The sequence below is a fragment of the Curtobacterium sp. NPDC087080 genome (genome assembly GCF_044745105.1).
GTDB lineage: Bacteria > Actinomycetota > Actinomycetes > Actinomycetales > Microbacteriaceae > Curtobacterium.
Genome location: NZ_JBIUZP010000004.1, coordinates 297,940 through 322,172 on the forward strand (window position 1 = coordinate 297,940; position 24,233 = coordinate 322,172).

Sequence of the window (24,233 nt, forward strand, 5' to 3'; positions counted from 1 at the left end):
GGTCCGGTCCTGGGAGCCTCGGTACCCTCGAGGAGGAGGGTGCCATGACGATCGAGACAGTGGTGCGGGTCCGGACCGAGTCCACGCGCGACTTCGCGGTGCCCGGCAGCCTGGACGATCTCGTAGGGCCGTCCGAGGGATCGCTCCGCCTGCCGGATTCGGTGTACTGGGGGCCAGATCCGGTCGTCGACCTGGCCCACTGGGACGACATCGCCAAGGCGTACGAAGCGACCTTGCGTGAGGGCACACTGGCCGACGTCCAGGCCCTGGTCAGTCCGGTGGTCCTGCGGCGGTGGTGGTCGAGCCTCTTCCTGCCCGTCCGGATCAGGCGAACGTGGGAGAGCCGGTTCCCGGAACTCGTCTCGTGATCGCCGGCGAGGCGATGCAGCGACGCGTGGCGTCGATCGCGCTCGCCGCGACGAACGACTCCGGGTTCGCGCTCGCTGGTTCCGGCGCCATCCGTGAGCACGGGTTCACGTGCCGTCCTACTGCTGACGTGGACCTCTTCACGGACCGACGGGACGCAGCAGCGTTCGACCGTGCCCTCGACGACGTCGTCGCACAGCTCGGCTGCGAGGGGTTCGTCGTCGACGTCGTCAGACGCTTCGAGCTCTTCGCACGACTCCGGGTCGCATCCGGAGACGAGGCGGTCGAGGTCGACCTCGGGACGGACTGGCGCGCACGGCAGCCCGTCGTGCTCGCACTCGGTATGGTGCTCGACGAGTACGACGCGGTGTCCAACAAGGTCGCGGCCTTGTTCTCGCGCGCGGAAGCGCGTGACTTCCTCGACGTCGACGCGATCCGGCAGAGCGGGAGGTTCTCTGATGCCGAGCTCCTCGACGGTGCGTCGGAACACGACGACGGCTTCGATCGGCAGCTCTTCGCGGAGGCGCTCCGACAGGTGCGGAGGATCGGTTCGCGGCGTGTGCGTGAGTACGGCGTGACTCCCGCCGAGTTGGCGGGGGTCGCGCGGAGGCTGACCGGCTGGGCCGACGAGATCGAAGCGGCGATCAGCGCCGAGCACTGACTCCCCATGTCAGCGCTGGTCCGCCCGCGCCAGCGCCCGGTCCGCGAGCGTCAGCACACTGAGCAGCACGCCGACGCCGAGCATCACCCACGCGAGCACGTGCAGGTCCGGCGTGGTCGGGGCCTGCCCGAACACCCCGCCGATCAACGAGGACGCCGCGATCGCGCCGATGTAGATGCTCGTGCGCGAGAGCCCGGCCGCCGTGCCGATGTACTCCGAGGGCACCACCCTGTACAGCGCCGCCTGGTTCGACACCGATGCCAGCGCTTGCGGCACCCCGAACAGCGCCGGTACGACGAGCAGGAGCACGAGCGGTGACCCGGCGTGCAGCAGGAGCAGGAGCCCGGAGCCGACCAGTGGGACGAGGGCCGCGACGACGAGCGGCCGGCGGACGGCGGTCCGTCGCGCGACCAGGAACGACACCACCCCGGCGACGACGGCGGCCGGCAGCTGCAGGTACCCGGCGACGTCGCTCGGGTAGCCCGCGACGTCCTGCACCCACTGCGAGAACCCGTACGTCATCGTGTACGCGAGCAGGTAGGTCAGGAACAGCCGGGCGTAGGTGCGGGACAGGGCGCCGTTGCGGACGAGCAGCCGGACGTCGACGAAGGGCTTCGTCGCGCGCAGCTCCCACAGCACGAGCGCCACGAGCAGCACGACGGCGACCGCGAGCAGCCACCAGAGTCCGGCGCCGAGGTCGAGCAGGAACACCAGCAGCGCCGACACCGTGCCAGTCATGAGCACCATGCCGAGCGGGTCGAGCGCGGTCAGCACCGGGACGTCCTCGTCGGCACGCGGGCGCAGCCGGTCGGACGGCAGCCAGAGTCCCGCGACGACCAGCCCGAACACGGCGAGCGGCACGTTCACCAGGAAGATCGCGTGCCAGCCGAACGCGGCGATCAGCGCGCCACCGAGCGGGGGCCCGGCGGCGGCGGACACGAGCGACGTGATCGACAGCGCCCCGAGCACGAGCGGCGGCGTCGGTTTCCCGATCCGCAGCGAGTGCTGCCGCAGCGTGGTCAGGGCCGCCGGGTAGGCCGACGACGTCCCGATGCCGATGAGCACGCGGGCGAACACGGCGCCGCCGAAGCCGGTCAGCACCTCGGGCACGACGCCCGCGATCCCGACCAGGACGAGTCCCGCCGTGAAGACCTTCTTCGGGCCGAACCGGTCCGCGAGCTTGCCCATCGTCGGCTGTGCGATCGCACTCGCCAGGTAGAGCGCTGCGACGAGCCAGATCGCCTGCGCGGCCCCGATGCCGAGGTCGCGCGAGATCGGCGCGAGAGCCACCGACACCATCGTCGTGTTGATCGGGTTGAGGAGCGGCCCGACCAGGACGGGGACGAGGAGCTTCGGGCCGAAGCCGCTCCTGCCGGTGTCGGCGGTGGTCGGGACGGGGGAGGTCGAGGTGGACGTGGTGGGGCTTCTTCCGGGGTCAGTCGTCGGTGAGCGGCAGGAGGATCGCGAGGGCACGGGCGACCGTGGCGCGGTCGTCCTCGGGCAGGGCCGCCAGACGGTCCGTGAGCAGGCGGGAACGGTTGGCCCACGCGTCCGCGCGGGCCCGGGACCCCGTCTCCGTGGCCCGGACGAGGGTGCGGCGGCCGTCCGCCGGGTCCGGACGGCGTTCGACGAGCCCGAGGTCGACGAGCGCCTGCACGGTCGCGCCCATCGACTGTGGGCGGACGCCCTCGGCGCGCGCGAGGTCGGCGACGGTGCTCTCACCGTGGCGCAGGAGCCGACCGAGCGCGGCGGTCTGGGACGCGGTGACCTCGTCGGCCTTCCCGGCGAGCAGCGTGCGGCGGATGCGACCGTGCAGGGTCAGCAGGTCGTCCGCGAGCGTGTCGATCGGTTCCACGACGGAACAGTACGACTCGGCAGGGCAACTTGCAAGGTTGCCTTCCGATCAGACGACGCCGTCGGCGGCGCCGATGGTGCCGTCCGTCGTGAACGGCCGCAGTGCGGCCACGAGTCCGTCCACGTCGTCGCCGAACCAGGCGTTGCTCGCCTGCACGCGGGGCCAGGCCTCCGCGAGCAGCTCCCGTCCGTCACGGGTCAGGTGCAGCCGGGAGGCCCGTCCCCGACCCGGCACCGCACCCCGCTCCACGAGTCCCCGCCGCTCGAGTCCGCCCACCAGTGCGGCCATGCTCTGCGGGCGCACCCCCACGGCGCGCGCGAGTTCGGCCTGGTTGTGCTCGCCGCCGGCGGCGAGCTGCACCAGTGCGCCGAACTCGACCGGGCTCAGGTCGAGGGGTTCGAGTTCCTCGGCGAGCCGACGGGCGAGCTCCCGCGCGGCGCGGATCACCGTCCAGGCGGCGACCGCGTCGACGTCGTCGTGGTGCACCGAGAGTTCGCTGGACACGGCCCGATCCTACCGGCGTACGTTCGAGTAGCAGGAAACTGATACCGAAGGAGGGATCCCGTGACCGACACGATCGCGATCACGGGCGTCACCGGCGACCTCGGCGGGAAGACGCTCGAGCTGCTGCACGACGCCGGAGCGACGGTGCGAGCCGTCGTCCGTCGACCCGACCAGGCCGAGCGGCTCCGGGCACGGGGCATCGACGCGCGGCTCGCCGACCTCGACGACCTCGACGCCCTGACCCACGCCCTCGACGGGGTCGACCGGTTCTTCCTCGTCACGCCGGTCAGCGAGCGCCAGGCGCAGCAGGGCGAGACCGGTGTCCGTGCGGCGCAGCGGGCGGGCGTCCCCCGGGTGGTGCACCTGTCCGGCGGGGACGCGGCGGAGCACTCGCCGATGCCCTGGGCCGCCGCGGCGTGGCGGACCGACCGGATCCTGCGGGGGAGCGGCCTGGCGTGGACGATCCTGCACCCGTCGGCGTTCATGACGAACCTGCTGCCCTCCGCACCGGCGATCCGACGCGGCTGGTACCCGCACACCACCGGTCGGGGACGAGCGGGCTGGATCGACACCGCCGACGTCGCCCGGACCGCCGCCGCGGTGCTGACCGACGACGGCCATGACGGCACCGAACCCGTGCTCACCGGCCCGGACGCCCTCGACGCGCACGGGATCGCGGCCGGGCTCTCGTCGGGCCTCGGGCGCCGGGTGCGTCCCCTGCACCTGCCGAGCCGCGTCTACCGGACCGTCGTCCGCGCCGGCGGTGTCCCGGCGTGGCAGGCGGAGGGGCTCCGGCAGCAGTTCGGTCGGGTGCTCCGCCGCGGACTCGACGGCGTCGACGTGATGAGCGACGACGTGACCCGGATCACCGGACGGTCGCCGCGGTCCCTGGCGGACTGGGCACGCGACCACCGCGAGCAGCTGACGGGCCGGAGCTGACGCGGCGGACGTGCGCGGTGCCTCCCGGCCGTGTCGTCAGCCGGTGGTGGTGAGGGTCGTGACCAGGTGCTCCTGCACGTACCCGATCCAGTCGTAGACGTCGCGCAGGCCGACGCCGGCGTCCCCGGCGTACGAGGCCTCCTCCGACGCGGCGTCGGTGATGCCGAGCCGTTCCGCGATCGTCAGCCGCAGGTCGGTGAGGCACCGCAGCCAGGCCTGCTCGTCCTGCGGGGTCATGGCGCCGTCCCGCGCTCCGGTGGTCCAGTCGTGCACGACGTCGGCGTTCGCGGTCTTCTGCGTGAGCAGGTCCGCCTGCGTCCAGCGGCGGAACTCGTCGCTCGCCTCGGTGTCCGACGGGTAGGCGTCCGGGAACATCCGGGCCGTGACGGGGTCCGACGACAGGTCGCCACCGAGCACCTGCTGCAGCTGTTCGGTGAGCGACGCGAGGACGGCGCGCTCGCCCTCGGACATGGCGAGGTGCACGCCGTCGGGGCGTCGGGCGAACGGGATCACGTGTCCGGTCCCGCCGCGCGGTCGACGGTGGCCTGCAGGCCGTAGCCGTGCATCGCCTCGACGTGGCGCTCCATCGCCTCGCGGGCGCCCGTCGCGACGATCGCCCGGCCGTCGTCGTGCACCTGGCGCATGAGTCGCTCGGCGCGGGCGTGCGAGAAGCCGAAGTAGCTCTGGAAGACGTAGGTGACGTACGACATCAGGTTCACCGGGTCGTCCCAGACCACGGTGACCCACGGGACGTCGAACCGGGCGGCGAGGTCGGTGCGCTCCTCGACGTCGGGGCTGGTCAGCGTCATGCGTCGACGGTCATGCGTCGGCGGGGATGCTCGGGTGCATGTCCCCAAGGGTGACACGAACGTGCGCGCTCGGTACGATCGTGGGGTCGCGACTGGCGTTGGATGGGTCACCATCGGGGAGCGACACCTGACACGGAGCGCGGCCGTACGCCTGGGCCGCGCCCACCCGTCCACCTCGTCGCGTCCGCGCGGCGACTCAGACAACGAGGAGTCCCGTGTCCATCACCGATCTGACGCCTGCCACCGCGCAGTCCACGTTCAACGCCCCGCTCGCCGAGGTCGACCCCGAGATCGCCGCCGTGCTGCAGAACGAGCTCGGCCGCCAGCGCGACACCCTCGAGATGATCGCGTCCGAGAACTTCGTCCCGCGTGCCGTCCTCGAGTCGCAGGGCTCCGTCCTGACGAACAAGTACGCCGAGGGTTACCCGGGCAAGCGCTACTACGGCGGCTGCGAGTACGTCGACGTCGCCGAGCAGCTCGCCATCGACCGGGCCAAGGCCCTGTTCGGCGCCGCCTACGCGAACGTGCAGCCGCACTCCGGTGCCAGCGCGAACGCCGCGGTCCTGCACGCCATCGCCTCCGCGGGTGACACGATCCTCGGCCTCGAGCTCGCCCACGGTGGTCACCTGACCCACGGCATGAAGCTCAACTTCTCCGGCCGCATCTACAACGCCGTGTCGTACGGCGTCGACCCGGAGACCTTCGAGGTCGACTACGACGACATCCGCGCGAAGGCGATCGAGCACCAGCCGAAGGTCCTCATCGCCGGCTGGTCGGCGTACCCCCGTCAGCTCGACTTCGCGAAGTTCCGCGAGATCGCGGACGAGGTCGGCGCGACGCTCTGGGTGGACATGGCGCACTTCGCGGGCCTCGTCGCCGCGGGCCTGCACCCGTCGCCGCTGCCGCACGCCCACGTCGTGTCGTCGACGGTGCACAAGACGCTCGCGGGTCCCCGCTCGGGCATCATCCTGTCCAACGAGGAGTCGCTCTTCAAGAAGCTGAACTCCGCGGTGTTCCCGGGCCAGCAGGGCGGTCCGCTCATGCACGTGATCGCCGCGAAGGCCACCGCGTTCCTGCTCGCCGGCCAGCCGGAGTTCAAGGACCGCCAGGAGCGCACGCTGCGCGGTGCTCGTCTGCTGGCGGACCGGCTCACGCAGCCCGACGCGAAGGCTGCCGGCATCGACGTCCTCACCGGTGGCACCGACGTGCACCTGGTGCTCGTCGACCTCCGTGAGTCCGAGGTCGACGGCAAGCAGGCCGAAGACCTGCTGCACGAGGTCGGCATCACCGTGAACCGCAACTCCGTGCCGTTCGACCCGCGTCCGCCGATGGTCACCTCCGGTGTCCGCATCGGCACCCCGGCGCTGGCGACCCGCGGCTTCGGCGACGCCGAGTTCACCGAGGTGGCCGACATCATCGCGCTGACGCTCATGCCGAACCCCGACATCGCAGCGCTGTCGGCACGGGTGAAGGCCCTGACCGACGCGTTCCCGCTCTACGCGTGAGCGCCGCGTCCTCGCTCGCGCCGATGCCTCGTGAGCGTTGGGCGGGCGAGGGCAGTGCCGTCCGCATCGACGGCACCGCCCTCGCCGCGCGCACGCTCGACGACCTGAAGGTCCGCATCGACCGCCTGCACGACCACGGGTTCCGGCCCGGGCTCGGCACGATCATGGTCGGCCAGAACCCGGGGTCGGTGTCGTACGTCGCCGGCAAGCACAAGGACTCGGCGCAGATCGGGCTCGACTCGGTCCGCATCGACCTCCCGGAGACCGCTTCGGCTGCGGACATCCGCGCCGCGATCCTGCAGATGAACGACGACCCCCGGGTTACCGCGTTCATCGTCCAGCTCCCGCTGCCGCAGGGCATCGACCCGATCCCGATGCTCGAGCTGATGAACCCGGCGAAGGACGCCGACGGGCTGCACCCGACGAACCTCGGTGAGCTCGTGCTCGCCGTGCCCGGTGGTGCCGGCACGATCGACGCCCCGCTGCCGTGCACCCCGCGCGGCATCGTCGCGATGCTCGAGGCGTACGACGTCCCGATCCGCGGGCAGCACGTCACGATCATCGGGCAGGGTCTGACGGTCGGTCGTCCGCTCGGCCTGCTCCTGACCCGGCTCGAGGCGACGGCGACGCTGACGCACTCGCTGACCGAGGACGTCGCCGCCGAGTGCCGCCGCGCCGACATCATCGTCGCTGCGGCCGGCGTCGCCGGACTCGTGCAGCCGGACTGGGTCAAGCCGGGTGCGGCGGTCATCGACGTGGGCATCAGCCGGATCGTCGACGAGACCACGGGGAAGGCGAAGCTCCGCGGCGACGTCGACCCCGCGGTGGCGTCGGTCGCCGGGTTCCTGTCGCCCACGCCGGGTGGCGTCGGACCGATGACCCGCGCGATGCTCATGAAGAACGTCGTCGAGGCCGCCGAGCGCCACCTGCGGTAGCGGCCCGCCCGGACGGCTGCCTGCCGGTCCTGCCGGGTGCCGCTCCTGCCGTCAGTTCCGCGAACGCGACAGACCACCGTGGAACGTTCGCGGTGGTCTGTCGCTCTCACGGAACTGACGGCGGGCCCACCGACGGCCTGGAGGCGCGGATCGCCCCCGCCACGCGCCTCCCGCGGTGCTACGGTCGCGTCATGGGGGATGCAGGAGAGCTGACCGAACCGGTGCTGCGGGCACGGCCGGCGCCGTCCCAGCTCACGAAGGACGCTCGCTGGCTGGTCGTCATCGTGGCGCTCTGCATCCTGTTCCAACAACCCGGCTCGACGTGGGGCACGACGTTCGTCCACGCCGGCCAGGAGTTCGACTTCCGCTCGTCGCCGGCCCTCGGCACGACGCTCCTGACCGTGGCGGTCGCCGTCGGCGGGTTCCTCGTCGCGGTTGCCCGCCGGGGCGCGAGCCGCTTCGACGAGCACGCCGTGATGGGGCTCACCCTCGCCGGCGTGCTCGGCGTCACCGTGGCCGTCGGGCTGCTGATGCCCGTGCAGATGGCCTGGGTGCAGTGGGCCGTGGAGCACGGTCGGCCGCACCCGTTCGTGCTCGGGGACGTCGTCGAGACGACGCGGTACGCCGACTACCTCGGCTGATCGGTCGCCCGGTCGCCGTGCGGGTGTGGCTGCGGCCGCAGCACCGTCGTTACGCCGCACAACGAGGAGCGGCTCGCGCCACGGGATTCCGTGGCGCGAGCCGCTCCCGGTTGTGCGGAGGCGCCGCGCGTCAGTCGCGCCGGGCGCCCTGCGCCGCGTGCACCGTGAACACGGTCGGCTCGCGGTACCCGGCGGCCGCGAAGGCGGACGTGACGGCGTCCGCGATGGTGCCACGGGCCTCCCGGTCGACCAGCGCGATCGCCGCACCGCCGAAGCCGCCACCCGTCATGCGTGCGCCCACCGCGCCGTGCGCCATCGCGGTCTCGACCGCCAGGTCGAGCTCCGGCACCGAGATCTCGAAGTCGTCGCGCATGGAGGCGTGCGAGGCGACGAGCAGCTCGCCGATCGCGCGCGGGCCCTGCTCGCGGAGCGTGCGCACGGTGTCGAGGACGCGCTGGTCCTCGGTGACGATGTGCCGGACGCGGCGGAAGGTCTCGTCGTCGAGGAGTTCCTGCGCGCGGGGCAGGTCCTCGACCGCGACGTCACGGAGCGCCTCGACGCCCATGGCTGCAGCGCCGCGCTCACACGAGTCGCGACGGGCCTTGTAGCCGCCGGTGGCGTGGGCGTGCTCGACGCGGGTGTCGATGACCAGCACCTCGAGCCCGTTGGCCTCGAGCGCCAGGTCGACCACCGCGGTGTCGAGCGTGCGGCAGTCGAGGAACACGACCGCGTCCTGCTCGCCGAGCAGCGAGGCGGACTGGTCCATGATGCCGGTCGGTGCGCCGACGGCGTGGTTCTCGGAGTACTGACCGACGCGCGCCAACTGCTTGCGCGAGAGGCCGAGCTCCCACAGGTCGGTGAACGCCAGCGCGACACCGCACTCGATCGCCGCGCTCGACGACAGGCCCGCTCCCACCGGCACGTCCGACTCGATGAAGACGTCGAACCCGGTCTTGCCGGACAGGTCCGCGCCCGCCTGCTCGCGCAGCGCCCAGGCGATGCCGAAGACGTAGGCCGACCACCCCTGCATGTGCGACGGGTCGAGCTCGTCGAGCGAGAGCTCGTGCACCGCGTCGGGCTCGAACGCCGACGCGACCCGGATCAGCCGGTCGTTCCGCTGCCCGATCGAGGCGACGGTGCGGCGATCGATCGCGAAGGGCAGCACGTACCCGTCGTTGTAGTCGGTGTGCTCACCGATCAGGTTGACGCGACCGGGCGCGGAGTACCGCACCGCCGGCTCGTACCCGTAGACCTGCTGGAACGTCATGCGCGTTCGATCCCTCCTCGGATGAACTCGGCCGCCTTCTCGGGCACGAGGTCCCCGATCCAGGCGCCCATGGCGGCCTCGCTGCCGGCCAGGAACTTGAGCTTGTCGGCCGCGCGGCGCGGCGACGTGATCTGCAGCATGAGCCGCACGGTGTCCCGCGCGGTGTGCACCGGCGCCTGGTGCCACGCGGCGATGTACGGCGTCGGGGTGTCGTAGAGCGCGTCGAGCCCGCGGGTGAGCCGCAGGTGCATGTGCGCGAGCTCGTCCTTCTCGGCGTCGGTCAGGCCGGCGAAGTCGGGGACGTGCCGGTGCGGCAGCATGTGGATCTCGATCGGCCAGCGCGCGGCGAACGGCACGAACGCGGTGAAGTGCTCGCCCTGCAGCACGACGCGCTCGGAGGCCCGCTCGTTCGCGAGGTGCTGCTCGAACAGGTCGGGACCGAAGCGCTCGATCGACGCGAGCAGTCGCTGCGTGCGGGGGGTGACGTACGGGTACGAGTAGATCTGCCCGTGCGGGTGGTGCAGCGTGACGCCGATCGCCTCGCCGCGGTTCTCGAACGGGAACACCTGCTGGACGCCGGGCATCGCCGACAGTGCCGCGGTGCGGTCCGCCCACGCCTCGACCACGGTGCGGGCGCGCGACTCGCTGATGGAGGCGAACGAGCCGCTCGTCTCGGGGGAGAAGCACACGACCTCGCAGCGGCCGACGCTCCGGAGCTGGCGGTTGAGCCCGACCTCGGACAGGGACTCGAGCGACTCGGGGGCGTCGTCCGCCTCGAGCAGGGGGCCGAACGACGGGGACCGGTTCTCGAACACCGCCACGTCGTAGCGGCTCGGGATCTCGGACGGGTTCGCCGCCGTCTGCGGCGCGAGCGGGTCCTGGTCGGCGGGCGGCAGGAACACGCGGTTCTGCCGGCTCGAGGCGATGGACACCCACTCACCGGTCAGGACGTCCTGCCGCATCCGGGCCGTCTCCGGCCGAGGGTCGAGGACGCGCTGGTCGATGCTGCGCTCGGCGGGCAGCTGGGTGTCGGCGTCGTCGAAGTAGATGAGCTCGCGGCCGTCGGCGAGCGTCGTCACGCGCTTGGTGATCACCGGAGCAGCCTACTCGGCTGACGAAGCGTTGCGAAAGGCTCCGTAAGTGCGCGAAACTCACCCGGTGAGCGATGACCTCTCCTTCCTCGACGGGTCGCTGCCCGCGCCGCTGCGGCAGGACCGCATCGTCTCCATCGTCGAGGGCGCCCCCGGCCTGGTCCGGACCGCCTCCCTGGCAGCGGCGCTGGGAACCAGCGAGGTGACCGTCCGCCAGGACCTCGCCCTGCTCGACCAGGAGGCCCGCATCCGGCGGGTGCGCGGCGGTGCGGTCCGCCGCGGCGCCGGTTCCCCCGAACGCCCCTTCGAGGAGACCGCCGTCGAGCACCAGGTCGCCAAGGCCGCCATCGGCCGCGCTGCGGCAGCCCTGGTGCGGTCCGGCGAGTGCGTCGTGCTCGACGTCGGCACCACGCCGGCCGCGGTTGCGTCGGCGCTCGTCGCGCGGGAGGACCTGACCGACCTCACCGTCGTCACCAACTCGCTGACGACGGCGCTCGCGCTCGAACCGGCGGTCCCGCGGTTCACCGTGGTCGTCACCGGGGGGACCCTCCGGCCGCTGCAGCACTCGCTCGTCGCGCCCTTCCTCGGCGCCGTGCTCCCGATGATCGCTGCGGACGTGGTGTTCCTCGGCGGCACCGGACTCGACGTCGAGCACGGCCTGACGAACGTGAACCTGCCCGAGACCGAGGCGAAGCGGATGTTGGCCGACGCAGCCCGGCGTACCGTCGTGGTGGCGGACGGCTCGAAGTTCGGCCGGACCCACCTCGGCGTCGTCCGCCCGCTCGAGGACATCGACGTCGTCGTCACCGCCGAGGTCACGGCGGACGCCGTCGACCCGGTCCGGGCGGCAGGGGTCCGGGTGATCGTGGCCGACGAGGACGACGGCACAGCACCAGACGGAAGGAAGTCGCACGCATGACCGCAGCAGCACCCACCGGAGCGCAGTACCACCTCCGCCACGCCGGGCCGGACGGGGTCGTCGAGGCCGTCGTCACCGAGGTCGCCGCGGGCATCCGGGAGCTCCGCGTCGCCGGGTTCGACCTGACCGAGCCGTTCCCCGTGACCTCGCTGCCGCCCGGCGCCGACGGCATCGTGCTCGTGCCCTGGCCGAACCGCGTCGCCGGTGCCGTCTGGGAGCTGGACGGCGGGCGGCAGCAGCTGGACGTCTCCGAGCCGAAGTACGGCAACGCCTCGCACGGGCTGCTGCGGTTCTCGCCGTACCGCGTGGTGTCGCAGACCGAGTCGTCGGTCGAGCAGCAGGCGACGATCCACCCGCAGCACGGCTGGCCGTTCACGCTGGAGACCCGCGTGCACCACGAGCTCGTCGACGACGGCGTCCGGGTGACCCACACGATCGTGAACCGCTCCGGCGTCCGCGCTCCGTTCGCCGTCGGGGCCCACCCGTACCTGCGTGCGGGCGACACCCCCGCCGAGGACCTCGTCGTCACGCTCGACGCCGCCACGGCGTTCACCGTCGACGAGCACAAGATCCCGGACGGGACGGTGTCCGTCGAGGGCACGCCCTACGACCTGCGATCGGGACAGCGCGCCGGTGACGCCGACCTCGACACCGCGTACCGGGACATCGCCGCCGACGAGCACGGTGTCCGGCGCACGACGCTGCACGGCCCCGAGGGCGACGGCGTCGAACTCTGGCAGGACGAGTCGTTCCCCTACGTGCAGGTCTTCACCTCCCGTGAGTTCCCCCGAGGCGACGGCACCGGGCTCGCCGTGGCGGTCGAGCCGATGACGGCGCCCGCGAACGCCCTGAACTCCGGCGAGGGCCTGCGCTGGCTCGAGCCCGACGAGTCCTGGACGGGCACCTGGGGCATCCGCCGCGTCTGGTCCTGACCGCGGGCGGGTGGTCGGGGCCCGAGTCTCGTGCGCAGCGACGGCCCTCGCGCTCCCGGGCCCGCGATCCGTCGCTCAGCGCAAGACTCGGCGATGCGCGGGTGAGCCACCCGGACGCGACGAAGGCCGCCCCGTGTGGGGCGGCCTTCGTCGTGCGTGCTCGTGTGCGTCAGGCGCGGCGCATGCGCAGTGCCTCGACCGCGAGCGACTCGGTGCCGTAGCGGCCGATCTCCTGCGCCCAGGCCGGGTCGTCACCGCGCAGGGCCGTGTACTCGCTGCCCTGCCGGCACACGTACCCGAGGACGGCGGTGGCGGTGGCGACCTCGACGAAGTCGGTGCGGATGTGCCGGGTCGTGACCTGCGCGTTGCGGCGCAGGGTGTCGAGGAGGAGCTGGTTGCTCATGGTGGTGTTCGTCGCTGCTGCGAGCTCGACGATGCGGCGCGCGTCACCGGTGGTGCTGGTCTGCGTGGCGTCGATGGGCTCGGTCACGGTGTACCCCGTTCGTTCTCTGGTGCTGCGGTGGTTCCGGACCCGCTGATCGGATCCGGGAACGACACTATCGGCGCTGCGCCTGCAAACCGCTGAACGGGGTCTGAACTGTGCAAAGGACGCACCATGAACATCCTGAGTCCGGGTTGTACCCCGGCGGAGGTTCAGAGGAGAAGTGGGAGTGGGCCCCGTGGGGCTCGAACCCACGACCCTCGGATTAAAAGTCCGGTGCTCTACCAACTGAGCTAGAGGCCCTCACCCGCAAGGCTAGCGGGTGAGGGCCTCCAGTCGGGTACCAGCGCTGTCGGTCAGCTGCGGCGCCCGGTGAGCGTCCGCAGGAGCCACACGATCACCGCGATGACGAGCAGCACGATGCCGACCCACAGCAGGAACTTGAGGCTCGCGGTGAAGCCACCGACGAACAGCAGGATGACCGCGATCACGGCCAGGATGACGAGCAGGGCGTTCATGGAGTCTCCTCTTCTCAACGTCCGGGAGGAGTGCCTCCCTGCCGGAGCACGGTACCCGGGAGCGCCCGGTTGCGTTCGTGGCGAACGGGGGACGTGCACGTCGGCGGCCGCGCCTACACTCGCCGGGTGCCTCGCGATCACCACCGTCCCGTCCACTTCACCGACCAGGAGTTCGCCGCGATCCAGGGCGGTGACGACCCGGCCCTGGTCAACCGTGTGGCGCACGAGACGGCGAACGCGCTGCTCCACCGCGTCCGGCAGGACCCGGACCCGGCGGTGGTCGAGCGGCTCGTGACGTACACGGACGTGCACGGCATCGACGCGATCGCCGAGCTGTGGGCACGCGTCGGTGCGCACACGCTCCCCGGGGCGCTGTGGCGGATCTACCTCGTGCGGGTCGTCATCCGGCAGAACCCGGAGGAGATCGCGTACTTCTTCGAGCGGGGCACCGCGCAGATCGGCACGATCGACGAGGCCGTCGCGGGCGCCGAGCAGCCGACGGGTCCGGCGGAGATCCTGACCCTGGCGGACAACATCCTGCACGGGTTGTACACGGGCGACCTCGCGGTGGCGCTCGACCGCGGCGCGGCGTTCTGCCGGCTGACCGCCGCGGGGGCGACCTCCGTCGCGGACGACGCCGACCTGACGGCGGGGGAGCGCGCGAGCGAGCTGACCCGTCGGGCGCTCCGGTTGACGGAGCTCGCGGCCGACCTGACCGAGGCGGCGGCGCTCTGGCGTCGCGACAGCCTGGACTGAGCGAGCGGCGGGGCGGGCCGGCAGCGCGCCTCCAGACCGACTGCCACCCGCGCCCGAGTCGGATCGCGCCCCGGTACGGACGTCGCGCCCCAGAGCACACGGGTGCGACATCTACTCGGGGGCGCGGCAAGGCGCCAGCCCACGACGGCGGACGACGAGCCGCGGAAGCCCCCCGGACGTGTGAAGACCGGGCCGCAGAAGCGCCTCTCGGCGCGAGGCCGCTCGAAGCGGCGAATTTTGGAGCCCGGGGCTTGCTGCGGCCCGGCGAGATCGAGTCTACGAGAGTCGCCCTGTGCGCGTGACCGTGTTCACTCTCGACGGACACGGAGCGCAGCCGGGCGTGCCCTGGACACGAGCGCGACGCAGCTCTGCCCAATCCACTCGGGCGACGGTGCCGAACAGAGGGTGTGACGCTCCTCGCGGACGTCACAGCGAGGGCCCGCTCGACCCGGTCCGGTACCCGCCGGTCAATTCCCTGCGGGCCGTGCGGCCCTCGCGCACCCGCTCCACGCCGCGAGGATCCGAACCACCCGAACCCGACCTGCGAAGTGGACGCACATGTCGGAACCGATGCCACCGAGAGGGGGGAAACCTGCAATGCTTGCGCTCGTGGAACACGACACCGAGGCCTGGAGCTCCACGGAGCCCGTACCCGTGTCGCCTGACGATCTGCTCGCCCGCGTCGCCTCCGGCGACCAGGCAGCCTTCTCCGACCTCTACGACGCCCTGTCGGGCCGTGTGCTCGGTCTGGTCACGCGACTCCTGAAGGACCGCGCCCAGTCCGAGGAGGTCACGCAGGAGGTCTTCCTCGAGGTGTGGCAGCAGGCCACCCGCTTCGATCGCTCACGCGGCACCGCCGCCAGCTGGGTCCTCACGATGGCCCACCGCCGAGCGGTCGACCGGGTCCGGGCATCGCAGGCGTCGCACGACCGGGACACCAAGATCGGCATCCGCGACCTGGAGTCCGGGTTCGACCAGGTGTCCGAGTCGGTCGAGATCCGGATCGAGCACGAACGCGTCAGCCGCGCGCTCGCCAAGCTCACCGAGTTCCAGCGCCAGGCGGTGCAACTCGCGTACTACGGCGGCTACTCGCACAGCGAGATGGCCGAACGGCTCGGTGTCCCGATCGGCACCGTCAAGACCCGTCTCCGTGACGGGATGATCCGACTCCGAGACGAGATGGGGGTGACGTCATGACCGAACGCCACGACGACCCTGCCCTGCTCACCGGGTCGCACGCCCTGGACGCCCTGTCGGACGACGAGCGCGCGCTCCTCGAGCACGCCCTGACGACCTCGCCGGAGCTGCAGGCGGAGACGGACTCGCTCCGCGAGACCGCGCTGCAGCTCGCGTACGCCGTCGAGCCGATCGAGCCGTCGGCGTCGCTCAAGACGTCGCTGATGGCACAGATCGCCCGCACACCGCAGGCTGCTCCGGTGGCTGCCTCGTCGGTCGCCGGTCTGGAGGCTCCGCTCGCCTCCGCCCCGCTGCCCACCCCCGTCGCCGGTACGGCTCCCGCCCCGGCGCAGGCCGCCGAGACCGGGAACGTCGTCGGGTTCGGCGCGGTTCCTGCCGTCGGCCACGCCGAGGGTGCGGCCTCCGCGAAGGCCCGCCGCCGCTGGTTCCAGCGTCCGGCAGCCGCCCTGTCCGCCGCAGCTGCTGTCGCCGTGGTGTTCCTCGGCGTCGGGCTCGGTGTCGGCACGAACTTCGGTCAGACCGAGGGGACCGGCCCCGGGACCACCCAGGCCTCCGGCACGCTCGACTCCATCTACGCCGCGTCCGACTTCCAGCGCACGACCGCGAAGGTCCCCGGCGGAGGCTCGGCGACGGTGGTCTGGTCGCACGACGTCGGCCGGTCGGCGGTCATCCTCGACGGTGTCGAGCAGGCTCCGGCGGGCAAGACCTACGAGCTCTGGTACATCGGGTCCGAGGGCGGCGAGATCGTCCCCGCCGGCCTGGTCGACGGTGCCCGGAACGGCGTGCACACGGCGGTCCTCGACGGCAAGCTCACGCCGGGCGCGGCGATCGGCATGACGGTCGAGCCCGAGGGCGGGTCCGACCAGCCGACCTCGACGCCGCTCATGGCCGTCCCCACGACCCAGGCGTAGCACCGACGCACACGAACGGCGGGCAGCGGATGATCCGCTGCCCGCCGTTCGCGCGTGCGGACCAGCGGAGCGGACGACGAAGGCCCGGTGCCGTCCGTGGCGGACGTGCACCCGGCCTCCAGGCCGACCGTCAGGAGACGGACCGGGCGCCGATCACCCGAAGCGACCCGAGACGTAGTCCTCGGTCGCCTGCACGGACGGGTTCGAGAAGATCGTGGCCGTGTCGTCGAACTCGATGAGCTTGCCCGGCGCACCGGTGCCCGCGATGTTGAAGAACGCGGTCTTGTCGCTGACACGCGACGCCTGCTGCATGTTGTGCGTGACGATCACGATCGTGAAGTCCTTCTTGAGCTCCTCGATCAGGTCCTCGATCGCGAGCGTCGAGATCGGGTCGAGGGCCGAGCACGGCTCGTCCATGAGCAGGACGTCCGGCTGCACGGCGATCGCCCGGGCGATGCAGAGACGCTGCTGCTGCCCACCGGACAGGCCCATGCCCGGCTTCTCGAGGCGGTCCTTGACCTCGTTCCACAGGTTCGCGCCCTGCAGCGAGCGCTCGACGATGTCGTCGGCCTCGGACTTCGAGACGCGCTTGTTGTTGAGCTTCACGCCCGCCAGCACGTTGTCGCGGATCGACATCGTCGGGAACGGGTTCGGGCGCTGGAACACCATGCCGACCTGACGGCGGACGAGCACCGGGTCGACGCCCTGACCGTACAGGTCGTCGCCGTCGATCTTGACGGACCCCTCGACGTACGCGCCGGGGATGACCTCGTGCATGCGGTTCAGCGTGCGGAGGAAGGTGGACTTGCCGCAGCCCGACGGGCCGATGAAGGCGGTGACGGTGCGGGGCTCGATCGTCATGTCGACGCCCTCGACGGCCTTGAACTTCGAGTAGTAGACGTTGAGGCCGTCGACCTCGATGCGCTTGGACACGTGGTTTCCTCCGGGGTGGGTGGTCGTTGCCGTACTGCTGACGCGCTGCGCTGGCGGGCTGGTCGGGTGCACCGACGGGCTGCCGCTCCGCTGTCGGTCGGCGCTAGCGGGGGAGCTTGGGGGCGAAGAGGCGGGTGATGAAGCGGGCGAGCAGGTTGAGCACCATCACGATGAGGATGAGCACGAGCGCCGCGGTCCAGGCCCGGTCGACGAACGGCACCGGGTTGGCACCCTGCTGCGAGTACTGCGTGTACGCGAAGACCGGCAGGGTCATCATCGGGTTCTTGAACAGGTCGTAGTTCATGCTCGCGGTGAAGCCGGCCGTGACGAGCAGCGGCGCGGTCTCGCCGATGACGCGGGCGATCGACAGCATGACGCCCGTCGTGATGCCGGCCAGGCTGGTCGGCAGCACCACCTTGAGGATCGTCAGGTACTTCGGCACGCCGAGCGCGTACGAGGCCTCGCGGAGCTCCATCGGGACGATCTTCAGGACCTCCTCGGTGGAGCGGACGACCACGGGGATCATCAGGACGCTCAGCGCGATCGAGCCGACGAGGCCGAAGCGGGCGCCCGGGCCGAGGAACAGCGCGAACAGCGAGTAGGCGAAGAGACCGGCGACGATCGACGGGATGCCCGTCATGACGTCCACGAAGAACGTGATGCCCTTCGCCAGCGCGCCCTTGCCGTACTCGACCAGGTAGATCGAGGTGAGCAGGCCGATCGGCACCGAGATGAGCGCGGCGAACAGCGTGATCTCGAGCGTGCCGATGAGGGCGTGCAGGGCGCCGCCGCCGTCGGAGATGACGCCGCGCATCGAGGAGTTGAAGTACTGGGCGTCGAAGCGGGCGAGACCGTCGGCCAGGACGGTCCAGAGCAGCGACACCAGCGGGAGCACCGCGATGACGAACGCCGTGACCACCAGGGAGGTGATGAGCCGGTCGACCGCCTTGCGCCCGCCCTCGACGATGCGCGACACGACGACGATGAGGACGTCGAACAGGACGGTGCCGAGGAACAGGGCGGCGACGACGTTGAAGTCCTTCACCGCGCCGCCCGCGTTCAGCAGGGCGAAGACCGCGACCAGGGCGACCCAGGAGCCGACGAGGAGGAGCCACGGCACGGACTTGTGCAGCTTGCCGTTGGCGTAGACGTTGCCGGCGGTGCCGGTCTGACGGAGGGCGAGGGACATCGGGCGTGACCTCTCAGGAGACCCGCTTGCGCACGATGTAGCGCGCCAGCATGTTGATGACCAGGGTGATGACGAAGAGGATCAGGCCCGACGCGACCAGGGCGTTCAGGGCCGTGCCCGACGCCTCGGCGAACTGCAGGGCGATGTTCGCCGCGATCGTCGAGGGGTTGAGCGACGTCAGCATCTGGAAGGTGACGTTCGTCGAGACCGAGAGCACGAGGGCGATCGCCATCGTCTCGCCCAGCGCGCGACCGAGGCCGAGCATGATCGCCGAGACGATGCCGGACTTCGCGAACGGCAGGACCGACAGGCGGATCATCTCCCAGCGCGTCGCGCCGAGGGCGAGTGCGGCCTCCTCGTTGAGGGTCGGGGCCTGCAGGAAGATCTCGCGCATGACCGCGGTCATGATCGGGATCGCCATCACCGCGAGGACGATCGACGCCGTCAGGATGGTGCGGCCCGTGCCGGAGACCTGCCCCGAGAAGAGCGGGAACCAGCCGAGGTACTCGTTGAGGAACCCGTAGAACGGCTTGAGGAGCGGTGCGAGCACCACGATGCCCCAGAGGCCGTAGACGACCGACGGCACCGCGGCCAGCAGGTCGATGACGTACCCGAGCACCGGCGCGATGCGACGCGGCGCGTAGTGCGAGATGAAGAGCGCGATGCCGAGCGAGAGCGGTACGGCGATGACGAGCGCGATGAGCGCCGAGTAGACGGTGCCGAACACGAGCGGACCGACGTAGTCCCAGAAGCTCGTGGCGTTGTTCGGCAGCTCGCCGACCTTCGCCGTGAAGGCGGGGATGCTCTGCCAGACCAGGAAGGCGGCGACGAGCACGAGCACGAAGAGGATCAGGCTGCCGGCGACCACCGAGGCGGTCGAGAACACCCGGTCGCCGACGCGGACGACGGCCTTCGGCTTGGCGGGGGAGACGGTGGCCCCTGGCTGGGCCGGTGCGGTCGTCATGGGACTCCTGTCGGAGGGGAGGCCGGGCTCCGTCGAGGAGCGGCCGGGGGAGGCGACGGGGTGGAGCTGGTGGTGCTGCGTCCGGGCTGGACGGGCGAGAACCCGGACGCCGGTCAGGATGGGTGGGACCGGCGTCCGGGTGCTCAGCGGGCCTTACTTGATGGAGGCGACGGCCTTGGCGGCCTTCTCCGACAGGTCGGAGGAGAGGGCGGCCGACTTGGCCTCCTTCGCGGCGGCCTCCTGGGCGTCCTGCGTGACGACGTAGTCGAGGTAGCCCTTCACGAGCTCACCCTTGGCGGAGTCCTTGTACTCCTGGCAGGCGATCGCGTAGGAGACCAGGACCAGCGGCCAGGCACCCTCGGCGGTGTCCTTGCGGTTGATCTCGATGGCGAGGTCGTTCTCCGAGCGGCCCGAGACCGTGTCGGAGTCCGCGACGACCTTGGCAGCGCCCTCGGCCGAGATCTCGGTGGCCTTGTCGCCGACCATGAGCTTCGCCTTGTCGAGGTCACCGGCGCCGGAGTCGTCGATGTAGGTGATGGCGTTCGAGGCGCTGGCCATCGCCGAGGCGACACCCGAGGTGCCCTTCGCCGAGTCACCGACCTGGTACGGGAAGGTCTGGCTGGGGGCCTCGGTCCAGACGTCCGACGCGTTCGCCGAGACGTACTCGGAGAAGTTCTGCGTGGTGCCCGAGTCGTCCGAGCGGTGGATCACGGTGATGTTCGCGTCCGGCAGGTCGACGCCCTTGTTCAGGTCGGCGATCTCGGAGGCGTTCCACTTGGTGATCTTGCCCGAGAAGATGCCCGCGATGGTCTTCGCGTCGAGCGTCAGGTCGGAGACGCCCTCGACCTTGTAGGCGATGGCGATCGGGGAGATGTAGACCGGGATGTCGATGGCCTTGTCCGTGCACAGGTCGAACGAGCCCGAGAGCTCCTCGTCCTTGAGCGCGGCGTCGGAGCCGGCGAAGTCCGCGGCACCCGAGATGAAGTTCTTGCGACCGGCGCCGGAGCCGTCCGGCGAGTAGTTGACCGTCACGCCGGAGGCGACGTTCTGGAAGTTCGCAGCCCAGGTGGCCTCAGCGGTCTGCTGCGCCGACGAGCCGGAGCCGGTCAGCGTGCCCGAGAGCTTCGAGTAGTCGGTGCCCGAGCTCGAGGTCGGCGCTGCGGTGTCGCCGCTGCCGCTCTCGTTCGCCGCGCAGGAGGACAGCACGACGGCGCCGGCGATCGCGATCGCTGCGATCGAACCGATTCGCTTGATGTTCACAGGGGTCCCTTCGGGAATGTCATTGCAGGCGGGACCGCTGCTGGTCCCTCGGGCCGGTGCTGACCCGGGAGCGACTGTAGGGACGCGAGGTGACGGGGATGACGCTCCTCGGTGAACGGGAGGTGAACGAGGGGTTGTCCCGGCTCGGGCGCCGGGCATGCGGTTCCCGGAGGGTGCAGGATCGGGTCACCGTGCGTGGGCGCGGACGATGCGATCGCATCGGTTCCGCGGTGCGGGTTCCGGTCTGGAGGCGCGACACGCCTCCGCCTCGTCGCCTGCGGTCCGGTGGGTGCGGACCGGACGACGGGGTGCGGCGGGCGCTGACCGGGGCGCGGACCTGTGCGAGCCGGCCGGAGCGCTGCGCTGCGGTGCGGGCAGGACGGGGCGTCGTGACCGCACCGTGGGTCGTGGGTCGTGGGTCGTGGGTCGTGGGTCGTGGGTCGTGCTGCGCTGCGGTGCGCTGCGCTGCGTCCCGGTCCGACCGGGCGCCCGGGTCAGGCCGGGATCGTGTTGCGGTGGGTCTCGACGGCGACGAGCTTCTCGCCCGCGATGTGCAGCACGGCGAAGTCCCCGACCGAGAGCATCGCGGCCCGACGGAGGTCGAAGCGACGGCGGTCGTCGGCGGTGGCCGAGGCGATGCGCGCGATGATGTCCGGCAGCACCGGACCGTGTGAGCACAGCACGGCGGACTTCGCCTTCGCGATCCGCTTCTGCACGAGGCCCTTGACGTCGGCGGCCCCGCGGTCGTGGGCGTCCTGGCTGATGTCCGTCGTGCTCGAGACCCCGACCTTCGTCCGCGCAGAGAGCGGCTCGACGGTCGCGAGGCACCGAGCCGCCGTGCTGCTGACGATCTTCTTCGGACCGAACGCCGCGACGGGAGCCGCGACGGCCTTGGCCTGGGTCCGTCCGACCGGCAGCAGCGGACGGGTGGCGTCGGGGCCGTCCCAGTCCGAACCGGGCACGGTCTTCGCGTGCCGGAGGGCGATCAGCGCGAACGTCCGGTGCTCACCCGCAGCGACACGGTCGGCGAACCGGTCGAGGATCGCGACGTCGCGTTCGTACGTCAGCCGAGCCCGTGCCTGGTCGACGGTCACCCACTCGATCGCGGCGACCTCGTCGTTCGGTCGGAACTTCCCCGCCCGTTCGTACTCCTTCGAGCCGACGCGGGCGGACCAGTAGTGCACGACCTTGTCGCGACCGCTCGGGAGCACGTACTCCGCGGTGCCGAGCGGGGCGCCGAGGTGGACGCGGTACCCGGTCTCCTCGTCGATCTCCCGCACGGCGGTCGTCGGGATGCTCTCACCGGGGTCGACCTTGCCCTTCGGCAGGGAGACGTCCTGGTGGTGGTCCCGGTGGACGAGCAGCACCAGCGGCACTCCGTCCCGTTCACGCCAGACGACCGCGCCCGCCGCGACGACGGGCCCCGTGGGGCCGCCGCTCACCGAGCCGAACGCTTCCGGGCCGAGATCTTCCGCATGAGCACATTCTGCACGTCGTCGAGCGGACGGCCGTCCGGGTCCGTGGAGTGGCGCGTCCACTCGCCGTCGGACTCGAGGTGCCACGAGCTCGTCGACTCCGCCATCGCGAGTTCGAACATCTCCTCGACCTCGGTCACGTGGGCCGGGTCGGTGAGCCGGACCAGTGCCTCGACGCGACGGTCGAGGTTGCGGTGCATCATGTCGGCCGAGCCGATGAACACGACCGGGTCGCCGTCGTTGTGGAACGTGAAGGCACGCGAGTGCTCGAGGTACCGGCCGACGACGCTGCGCACGCGGATCGTCTCGCTGACCCCCTCGATGCCCGGCTTCAGCGAGCAGATGCCGCGCACCCAGACGTCGATCGGCACACCGGCCTGGCTTGCCAGGTAGAGCGCGTCGATGATCTGCTCGTCCACCATCGAGTTGACCTTGATCCGGATGCCGGACGGCTTGCCGGCCCGGGCGTTCGCGGCCTCGGCCTGGATCCGCTTCACGAGCCCCTTGCGCAGGTGCAGCGGTGCGACGAGCAGCCGCTTGAACTTCTTCTCGATCGCGTAGCCCGACAGCTCGTTGAACAGACGGGTGAGGTCCTTACCCACGGTGTCGTCCGCGGTGAACAGCCCCATGTCCTCGTAGATGCGCGAGGTCTTCGGGTTGTAGTTGCCCGTGCCGATGTGGCTGTAGTGCTTGAGGGTGCCGCCCTCCTGCCGGATGACGAGCACGAGCTTCGAGTGCGTCTTCAGTCCGACCAGGCCGTAGACGACGTGCACCCCGGCCTTCTCGAGCTTGCGCGCCCAGGTGATGTTGTTCTGCTCGTCGAAGCGCGCCTTGATCTCGACGAGGGCCAGCACCTGCTTGCCCGCGGCGGCGGCGTCGATCAGCGCCTCGACGATCGGGCTGTCGCCGGACGTGCGGTAGAGCGTCTGCTTGATCGCCAGGACGTTCGGGTCGGCAGCGGCCTGCTCGAGGAACGCCTGCACGCTCGTCGCGAAGGACTCGTACGGGTGGTGCACGAGGACGTCGCGCGAGCCGATGGCGCGGAACAGGTCGGGCTTCGTGTTCGGCTCGCCCGGCTGGAACTGCACCGGGGTCGTCGGGACGTGGCGCGGGTAGTGGAGGTCCGGGCGGGCGATCTTCGCGATCTCGAACAGGCCGCCGAGGTCGAGCGGCGACGGCAGGCGGTAGACCTCCTGCTCGGTGACGTCGAGCTCGCGCACGAGGAGGTCGAGGGTCACCGGGTCCATGTCCTCGGTGATCTCGAGACGGATCGGCGGACCGAAGCGGCGACGGAGCAGCTCGCGCTCGAGCGCCTGGATGAGGTTCTCGGCCTCGTCCTCCTCGATCTCGACGTCCTCGTTGCGCGTCACGCGGAAGACGTGGTGCTCGAGGACCTCCATCCCCGGGAACAGGTCGTCGAGGTGGTTCGCGATGAGGTCCTCGAGCGGGATGAAGCGCATGCGCCCGGAGCCGTCGTCGGGCAGCGCGATGAAGCGCGAGAAGTTCTGCGGCACCTTGAGGCGCGCGAACTCCTGCCGCTGCGACTTCGGGTTCCGGACCCGGACCGCCAGGTTCAGCGACAGGCCGGAGATGTAGGGGAACGGGTGCGCCGGGTCGACCGCGAGCGGCATGAGCACCGGGAAGATCTGCTCGTTGAAGTACTCCCGCATGCGCAGGCGGTCGGCCTCGTCGAGGTCGGACCAGTGCTCGATGTGGATCCCGGCGGCGTCGAGGTCCGGCTTCAGCGACTCGATGAAGGCAGCCGCGTGCCGGTCCTGCAGCTCGTGCGCCTTCCGCGCGATGTCCCGCAGGACGTCGCTCGGCGCGCGGCCGACGTTGGTCGGGACCGCGATGCCGGTGTCGATGCGACGCTTGAGCCCCGCGACGCGCACCATGAAGAACTCGTCGAGGTTGGACGCGAAGATCGCCAGGAAGTTGGCACGCTCGAGCAGTGGCTGCGTGCGGTCCTCGCCCAGTTCGAGCACGCGCTGGTTGAAGCGCAGCCAGCTCAGCTCGCGGTCGAAGTAGCGGTCCGACGGCAGCGACTCGTGCTCGATCTCGACGACCTCGTCGAAGTCGTCGAGGTCGGGAGCGACGGATTCGCCGTCGAGCTGCGGTTCGGTGTCCATGTCGACATCCTGCCACCAGCCCCCTCTGCTCGGAG

The 24,233-nt window shown here is 71.1% G+C and carries 26 protein-coding genes, 1 tRNA gene and 1 riboswitch; of the genes, 11 read left to right on the top strand and 16 right to left on the bottom strand.

The annotated features are described in order from the left end of the window. Positions 1 to 44 precede the first annotated feature (44 nt). Both ACIPEQ_RS12915 and ACIPEQ_RS12920 read left to right on the top strand, forming a co-directional pair. The gene (locus tag ACIPEQ_RS12915) at positions 45 to 368 is read left to right on the top strand and encodes a transcriptional regulator (protein ID WP_402715466.1); all 324 of its coding nucleotides are present in this window, start codon (positions 45 to 47) and stop codon (positions 366 to 368) included. Then, the gene (locus ACIPEQ_RS12920) at positions 365 to 1,027 is read left to right on the top strand and encodes a hypothetical protein (protein ID WP_402715467.1); all 663 of its coding nucleotides are present in this window, start codon (positions 365 to 367) and stop codon (positions 1,025 to 1,027) included. Before ACIPEQ_RS12915 ends, ACIPEQ_RS12920 begins: the two co-directional genes overlap by 4 nt. 9 nt (positions 1,028 to 1,036) lie before the next feature. On the opposite strand, the gene ACIPEQ_RS12925 is transcribed toward ACIPEQ_RS12920, so the two are convergent. From ACIPEQ_RS12925 to ACIPEQ_RS12935, 3 genes are read right to left on the bottom strand one after another with little or no spacing between them, the layout of a single operon-like run. Further along, a complete protein-coding gene (locus tag ACIPEQ_RS12925; RefSeq protein ID WP_402715468.1) occupies positions 1,037 to 2,500 on the bottom strand; it encodes an MFS transporter in 1,464 nt (487 codons plus the stop codon). Then, positions 2,463 to 2,882 (bottom strand): MarR family winged helix-turn-helix transcriptional regulator, encoded by a 420-nt coding sequence (locus tag ACIPEQ_RS12930; RefSeq protein ID WP_402715469.1) that lies wholly within the window; start codon positions 2,880 to 2,882, stop codon positions 2,463 to 2,465. The genes ACIPEQ_RS12925 and ACIPEQ_RS12930 overlap by 38 nt, the downstream gene beginning before the upstream one ends. Before the next feature lie 48 nt (positions 2,883 to 2,930). Continuing rightward, positions 2,931 to 3,386 (bottom strand): MarR family winged helix-turn-helix transcriptional regulator, encoded by a 456-nt coding sequence (locus ACIPEQ_RS12935; protein ID WP_402715470.1) that lies wholly within the window; start codon positions 3,384 to 3,386, stop codon positions 2,931 to 2,933. 60 nt (positions 3,387 to 3,446) lie between these two features. On the opposite strand from ACIPEQ_RS12935, the gene ACIPEQ_RS12940 reads away from it, so the two are divergent. Beyond that, the gene (locus ACIPEQ_RS12940; RefSeq protein ID WP_402715471.1) at positions 3,447 to 4,325 is read left to right on the top strand and encodes an NAD(P)H-binding protein; all 879 of its coding nucleotides are present in this window, start codon (positions 3,447 to 3,449) and stop codon (positions 4,323 to 4,325) included. A gap of 36 nt (positions 4,326 to 4,361) precedes the next feature. Here ACIPEQ_RS12940 and ACIPEQ_RS12945 read toward each other — a convergent pair whose 3' ends face one another. Next, complete coding sequence (locus tag ACIPEQ_RS12945) at positions 4,362 to 4,838, bottom strand: DUF2017 family protein (RefSeq protein ID WP_250366177.1); 477 nt, start codon at positions 4,836 to 4,838, stop codon at positions 4,362 to 4,364. Beyond that, complete coding sequence (gene clpS / locus ACIPEQ_RS12950; RefSeq protein ID WP_402715472.1) at positions 4,835 to 5,134, bottom strand: ATP-dependent Clp protease adapter ClpS; 300 nt, start codon at positions 5,132 to 5,134, stop codon at positions 4,835 to 4,837. The genes ACIPEQ_RS12945 and clpS overlap by 4 nt, the downstream gene beginning before the upstream one ends. A 78-nt stretch (positions 5,135 to 5,212) precedes the next feature. Next, positions 5,213 to 5,298, top strand: a riboswitch (ZMP/ZTP riboswitch). Between the two features lie 51 nt (positions 5,299 to 5,349). On the opposite strand from clpS, the gene glyA reads away from it, so the two are divergent. From glyA to ACIPEQ_RS12965, 3 genes are all read left to right on the top strand, one after another. Then, positions 5,350 to 6,639 (top strand): serine hydroxymethyltransferase, encoded by a 1,290-nt coding sequence (glyA, locus tag ACIPEQ_RS12955; protein ID WP_402715473.1) that lies wholly within the window; start codon positions 5,350 to 5,352, stop codon positions 6,637 to 6,639. Between the two features lie 23 nt (positions 6,640 to 6,662). Beyond that, entirely contained in the window at positions 6,663 to 7,574 is a 912-nt protein-coding gene (locus ACIPEQ_RS12960) for a tetrahydrofolate dehydrogenase/cyclohydrolase catalytic domain-containing protein (protein WP_250366453.1), read from the top strand. Between the two features lie 191 nt (positions 7,575 to 7,765). Then, positions 7,766 to 8,215: a hypothetical protein gene (locus ACIPEQ_RS12965; RefSeq protein WP_402715474.1), complete on the top strand. Its 450-nt coding sequence runs from the start codon at positions 7,766 to 7,768 to the stop codon at positions 8,213 to 8,215. Positions 8,216 to 8,345: 130 nt separating this feature from the next. Here ACIPEQ_RS12965 and galK read toward each other — a convergent pair whose 3' ends face one another. Next, positions 8,346 to 9,482: a galactokinase gene (gene galK, locus ACIPEQ_RS12970; protein WP_402715475.1), complete on the bottom strand. Its 1,137-nt coding sequence runs from the start codon at positions 9,480 to 9,482 to the stop codon at positions 8,346 to 8,348. Next, entirely contained in the window at positions 9,479 to 10,576 is a 1,098-nt protein-coding gene (gene galT / locus ACIPEQ_RS12975) for a galactose-1-phosphate uridylyltransferase (RefSeq protein ID WP_402715476.1), read from the bottom strand. The genes galK and galT overlap by 4 nt, the downstream gene beginning before the upstream one ends. 64 nt (positions 10,577 to 10,640) lie before the next feature. Here galT and ACIPEQ_RS12980 point away from each other — a divergent pair, with 64 nt between their 5' ends. Both ACIPEQ_RS12980 and ACIPEQ_RS12985 read left to right on the top strand, forming a co-directional pair. After that, positions 10,641 to 11,492, top strand: a complete 852-nt coding sequence (locus ACIPEQ_RS12980; RefSeq protein WP_402715477.1) for a DeoR/GlpR family DNA-binding transcription regulator — start codon at positions 10,641 to 10,643, stop codon at positions 11,490 to 11,492. Beyond that, positions 11,489 to 12,424 carry an aldose 1-epimerase family protein gene (locus ACIPEQ_RS12985; RefSeq protein WP_402715478.1) on the top strand — a complete coding sequence of 312 codons (936 nt, stop codon included), beginning with the start codon at positions 11,489 to 11,491 and terminating at the stop codon, positions 12,422 to 12,424. The genes ACIPEQ_RS12980 and ACIPEQ_RS12985 overlap by 4 nt, the downstream gene beginning before the upstream one ends. 169 nt (positions 12,425 to 12,593) lie before the next feature. Here the strand turns inward: ACIPEQ_RS12985 and ACIPEQ_RS12990 are convergent, their stop codons facing one another. The 3 genes from ACIPEQ_RS12990 to ACIPEQ_RS13000 all read right to left on the bottom strand — a co-directional run bounded on the left by ACIPEQ_RS12990 (position 12,594) and on the right by ACIPEQ_RS13000 (position 13,384). Then, on the bottom strand, positions 12,594 to 12,914 hold the full coding sequence (locus ACIPEQ_RS12990; RefSeq protein ID WP_126890886.1) for a hypothetical protein: 321 nt from the start codon (positions 12,912 to 12,914) through the stop codon (positions 12,594 to 12,596). A gap of 182 nt (positions 12,915 to 13,096) precedes the next feature. After that, a tRNA-Lys gene (locus ACIPEQ_RS12995) sits at positions 13,097 to 13,169 on the bottom strand. Positions 13,170 to 13,222: 53 nt separating this feature from the next. Next, positions 13,223 to 13,384: a DUF2207 domain-containing protein gene (locus ACIPEQ_RS13000; protein ID WP_148113331.1), complete on the bottom strand. Its 162-nt coding sequence runs from the start codon at positions 13,382 to 13,384 to the stop codon at positions 13,223 to 13,225. A 126-nt stretch (positions 13,385 to 13,510) separates the two neighbouring features. On the opposite strand from ACIPEQ_RS13000, the gene ACIPEQ_RS13005 reads away from it, so the two are divergent. From ACIPEQ_RS13005 to ACIPEQ_RS13015, 3 genes are all read left to right on the top strand, one after another. After that, positions 13,511 to 14,140 (top strand): DNA-directed RNA polymerase subunit beta, encoded by a 630-nt coding sequence (locus ACIPEQ_RS13005; protein ID WP_209823826.1) that lies wholly within the window; start codon positions 13,511 to 13,513, stop codon positions 14,138 to 14,140. A 597-nt stretch (positions 14,141 to 14,737) separates the two neighbouring features. Continuing rightward, positions 14,738 to 15,337: a sigma-70 family RNA polymerase sigma factor gene (locus tag ACIPEQ_RS13010; protein WP_250368028.1), complete on the top strand. Its 600-nt coding sequence runs from the start codon at positions 14,738 to 14,740 to the stop codon at positions 15,335 to 15,337. Beyond that, positions 15,334 to 16,248 (top strand): anti-sigma factor domain-containing protein, encoded by a 915-nt coding sequence (locus ACIPEQ_RS13015; RefSeq protein WP_402715479.1) that lies wholly within the window; start codon positions 15,334 to 15,336, stop codon positions 16,246 to 16,248. Before ACIPEQ_RS13010 ends, ACIPEQ_RS13015 begins: the two co-directional genes overlap by 4 nt. Positions 16,249 to 16,401: 153 nt before the next feature. On the opposite strand, the gene pstB is transcribed toward ACIPEQ_RS13015, so the two are convergent. From pstB to ACIPEQ_RS13045, 6 genes are all read right to left on the bottom strand, one after another. Continuing rightward, on the bottom strand, positions 16,402 to 17,181 hold the full coding sequence (gene pstB, locus ACIPEQ_RS13020) for a phosphate ABC transporter ATP-binding protein PstB (RefSeq protein ID WP_111228243.1): 780 nt from the start codon (positions 17,179 to 17,181) through the stop codon (positions 16,402 to 16,404). A gap of 103 nt (positions 17,182 to 17,284) precedes the next feature. Continuing rightward, positions 17,285 to 18,370, bottom strand: coding sequence for a phosphate ABC transporter permease PstA (pstA, locus tag ACIPEQ_RS13025; protein WP_402715480.1), 1,086 nt, complete (start codon positions 18,368 to 18,370; stop codon positions 17,285 to 17,287). Between the two features lie 13 nt (positions 18,371 to 18,383). Continuing rightward, the gene (gene pstC / locus ACIPEQ_RS13030; protein ID WP_209675461.1) at positions 18,384 to 19,334 is read right to left on the bottom strand and encodes a phosphate ABC transporter permease subunit PstC; all 951 of its coding nucleotides are present in this window, start codon (positions 19,332 to 19,334) and stop codon (positions 18,384 to 18,386) included. Between the two features lie 153 nt (positions 19,335 to 19,487). Then, complete coding sequence (locus tag ACIPEQ_RS13035) at positions 19,488 to 20,594, bottom strand: phosphate ABC transporter substrate-binding protein PstS (RefSeq protein WP_402715481.1); 1,107 nt, start codon at positions 20,592 to 20,594, stop codon at positions 19,488 to 19,490. 494 nt (positions 20,595 to 21,088) lie between these two features. Next, the gene (locus tag ACIPEQ_RS13040) at positions 21,089 to 22,036 is read right to left on the bottom strand and encodes an NUDIX domain-containing protein (RefSeq protein ID WP_402715482.1); all 948 of its coding nucleotides are present in this window, start codon (positions 22,034 to 22,036) and stop codon (positions 21,089 to 21,091) included. Beyond that, positions 22,033 to 24,198 (bottom strand): RNA degradosome polyphosphate kinase, encoded by a 2,166-nt coding sequence (locus ACIPEQ_RS13045; RefSeq protein ID WP_126890878.1) that lies wholly within the window; start codon positions 24,196 to 24,198, stop codon positions 22,033 to 22,035. The genes ACIPEQ_RS13040 and ACIPEQ_RS13045 overlap by 4 nt, the downstream gene beginning before the upstream one ends. Between the last annotated feature and the right edge of the window lie 35 nt (positions 24,199 to 24,233).

Excerpts from the sequence above, each read along its gene's own strand:
- ACIPEQ_RS12915 (WP_402715466.1), top strand. The coding sequence starts at position 45 with ATGACGATCGAGACAGTGGTGCGGGTCCGGACCGAGTCCACGCGCGAC.
- clpS (WP_402715472.1), bottom strand. The coding sequence starts at position 5,134 with ATGACGCTGACCAGCCCCGACGTCGAGGAGCGCACCGACCTCGCCGCC.
- ACIPEQ_RS12960 (WP_250366453.1), top strand. The coding sequence starts at position 6,663 with ATGCCTCGTGAGCGTTGGGCGGGCGAGGGCAGTGCCGTCCGCATCGAC.
- ACIPEQ_RS12965 (WP_402715474.1), top strand. The coding sequence starts at position 7,766 with ATGGGGGATGCAGGAGAGCTGACCGAACCGGTGCTGCGGGCACGGCCG.
- galK (WP_402715475.1), bottom strand. The coding sequence starts at position 9,482 with ATGACGTTCCAGCAGGTCTACGGGTACGAGCCGGCGGTGCGGTACTCC.
- ACIPEQ_RS12985 (WP_402715478.1), top strand. The coding sequence starts at position 11,489 with ATGACCGCAGCAGCACCCACCGGAGCGCAGTACCACCTCCGCCACGCC.
- ACIPEQ_RS13000 (WP_148113331.1), bottom strand. The coding sequence starts at position 13,384 with ATGAACGCCCTGCTCGTCATCCTGGCCGTGATCGCGGTCATCCTGCTG.
- ACIPEQ_RS13010 (WP_250368028.1), top strand. The coding sequence starts at position 14,738 with ATGCTTGCGCTCGTGGAACACGACACCGAGGCCTGGAGCTCCACGGAG.
- ACIPEQ_RS13015 (WP_402715479.1), top strand. The coding sequence starts at position 15,334 with ATGACCGAACGCCACGACGACCCTGCCCTGCTCACCGGGTCGCACGCC.
- pstA (WP_402715480.1), bottom strand. The coding sequence starts at position 18,370 with ATGTCCCTCGCCCTCCGTCAGACCGGCACCGCCGGCAACGTCTACGCC.
- pstC (WP_209675461.1), bottom strand. The coding sequence starts at position 19,334 with ATGACGACCGCACCGGCCCAGCCAGGGGCCACCGTCTCCCCCGCCAAG.
- ACIPEQ_RS13045 (WP_126890878.1), bottom strand. The coding sequence starts at position 24,198 with ATGGACACCGAACCGCAGCTCGACGGCGAATCCGTCGCTCCCGACCTC.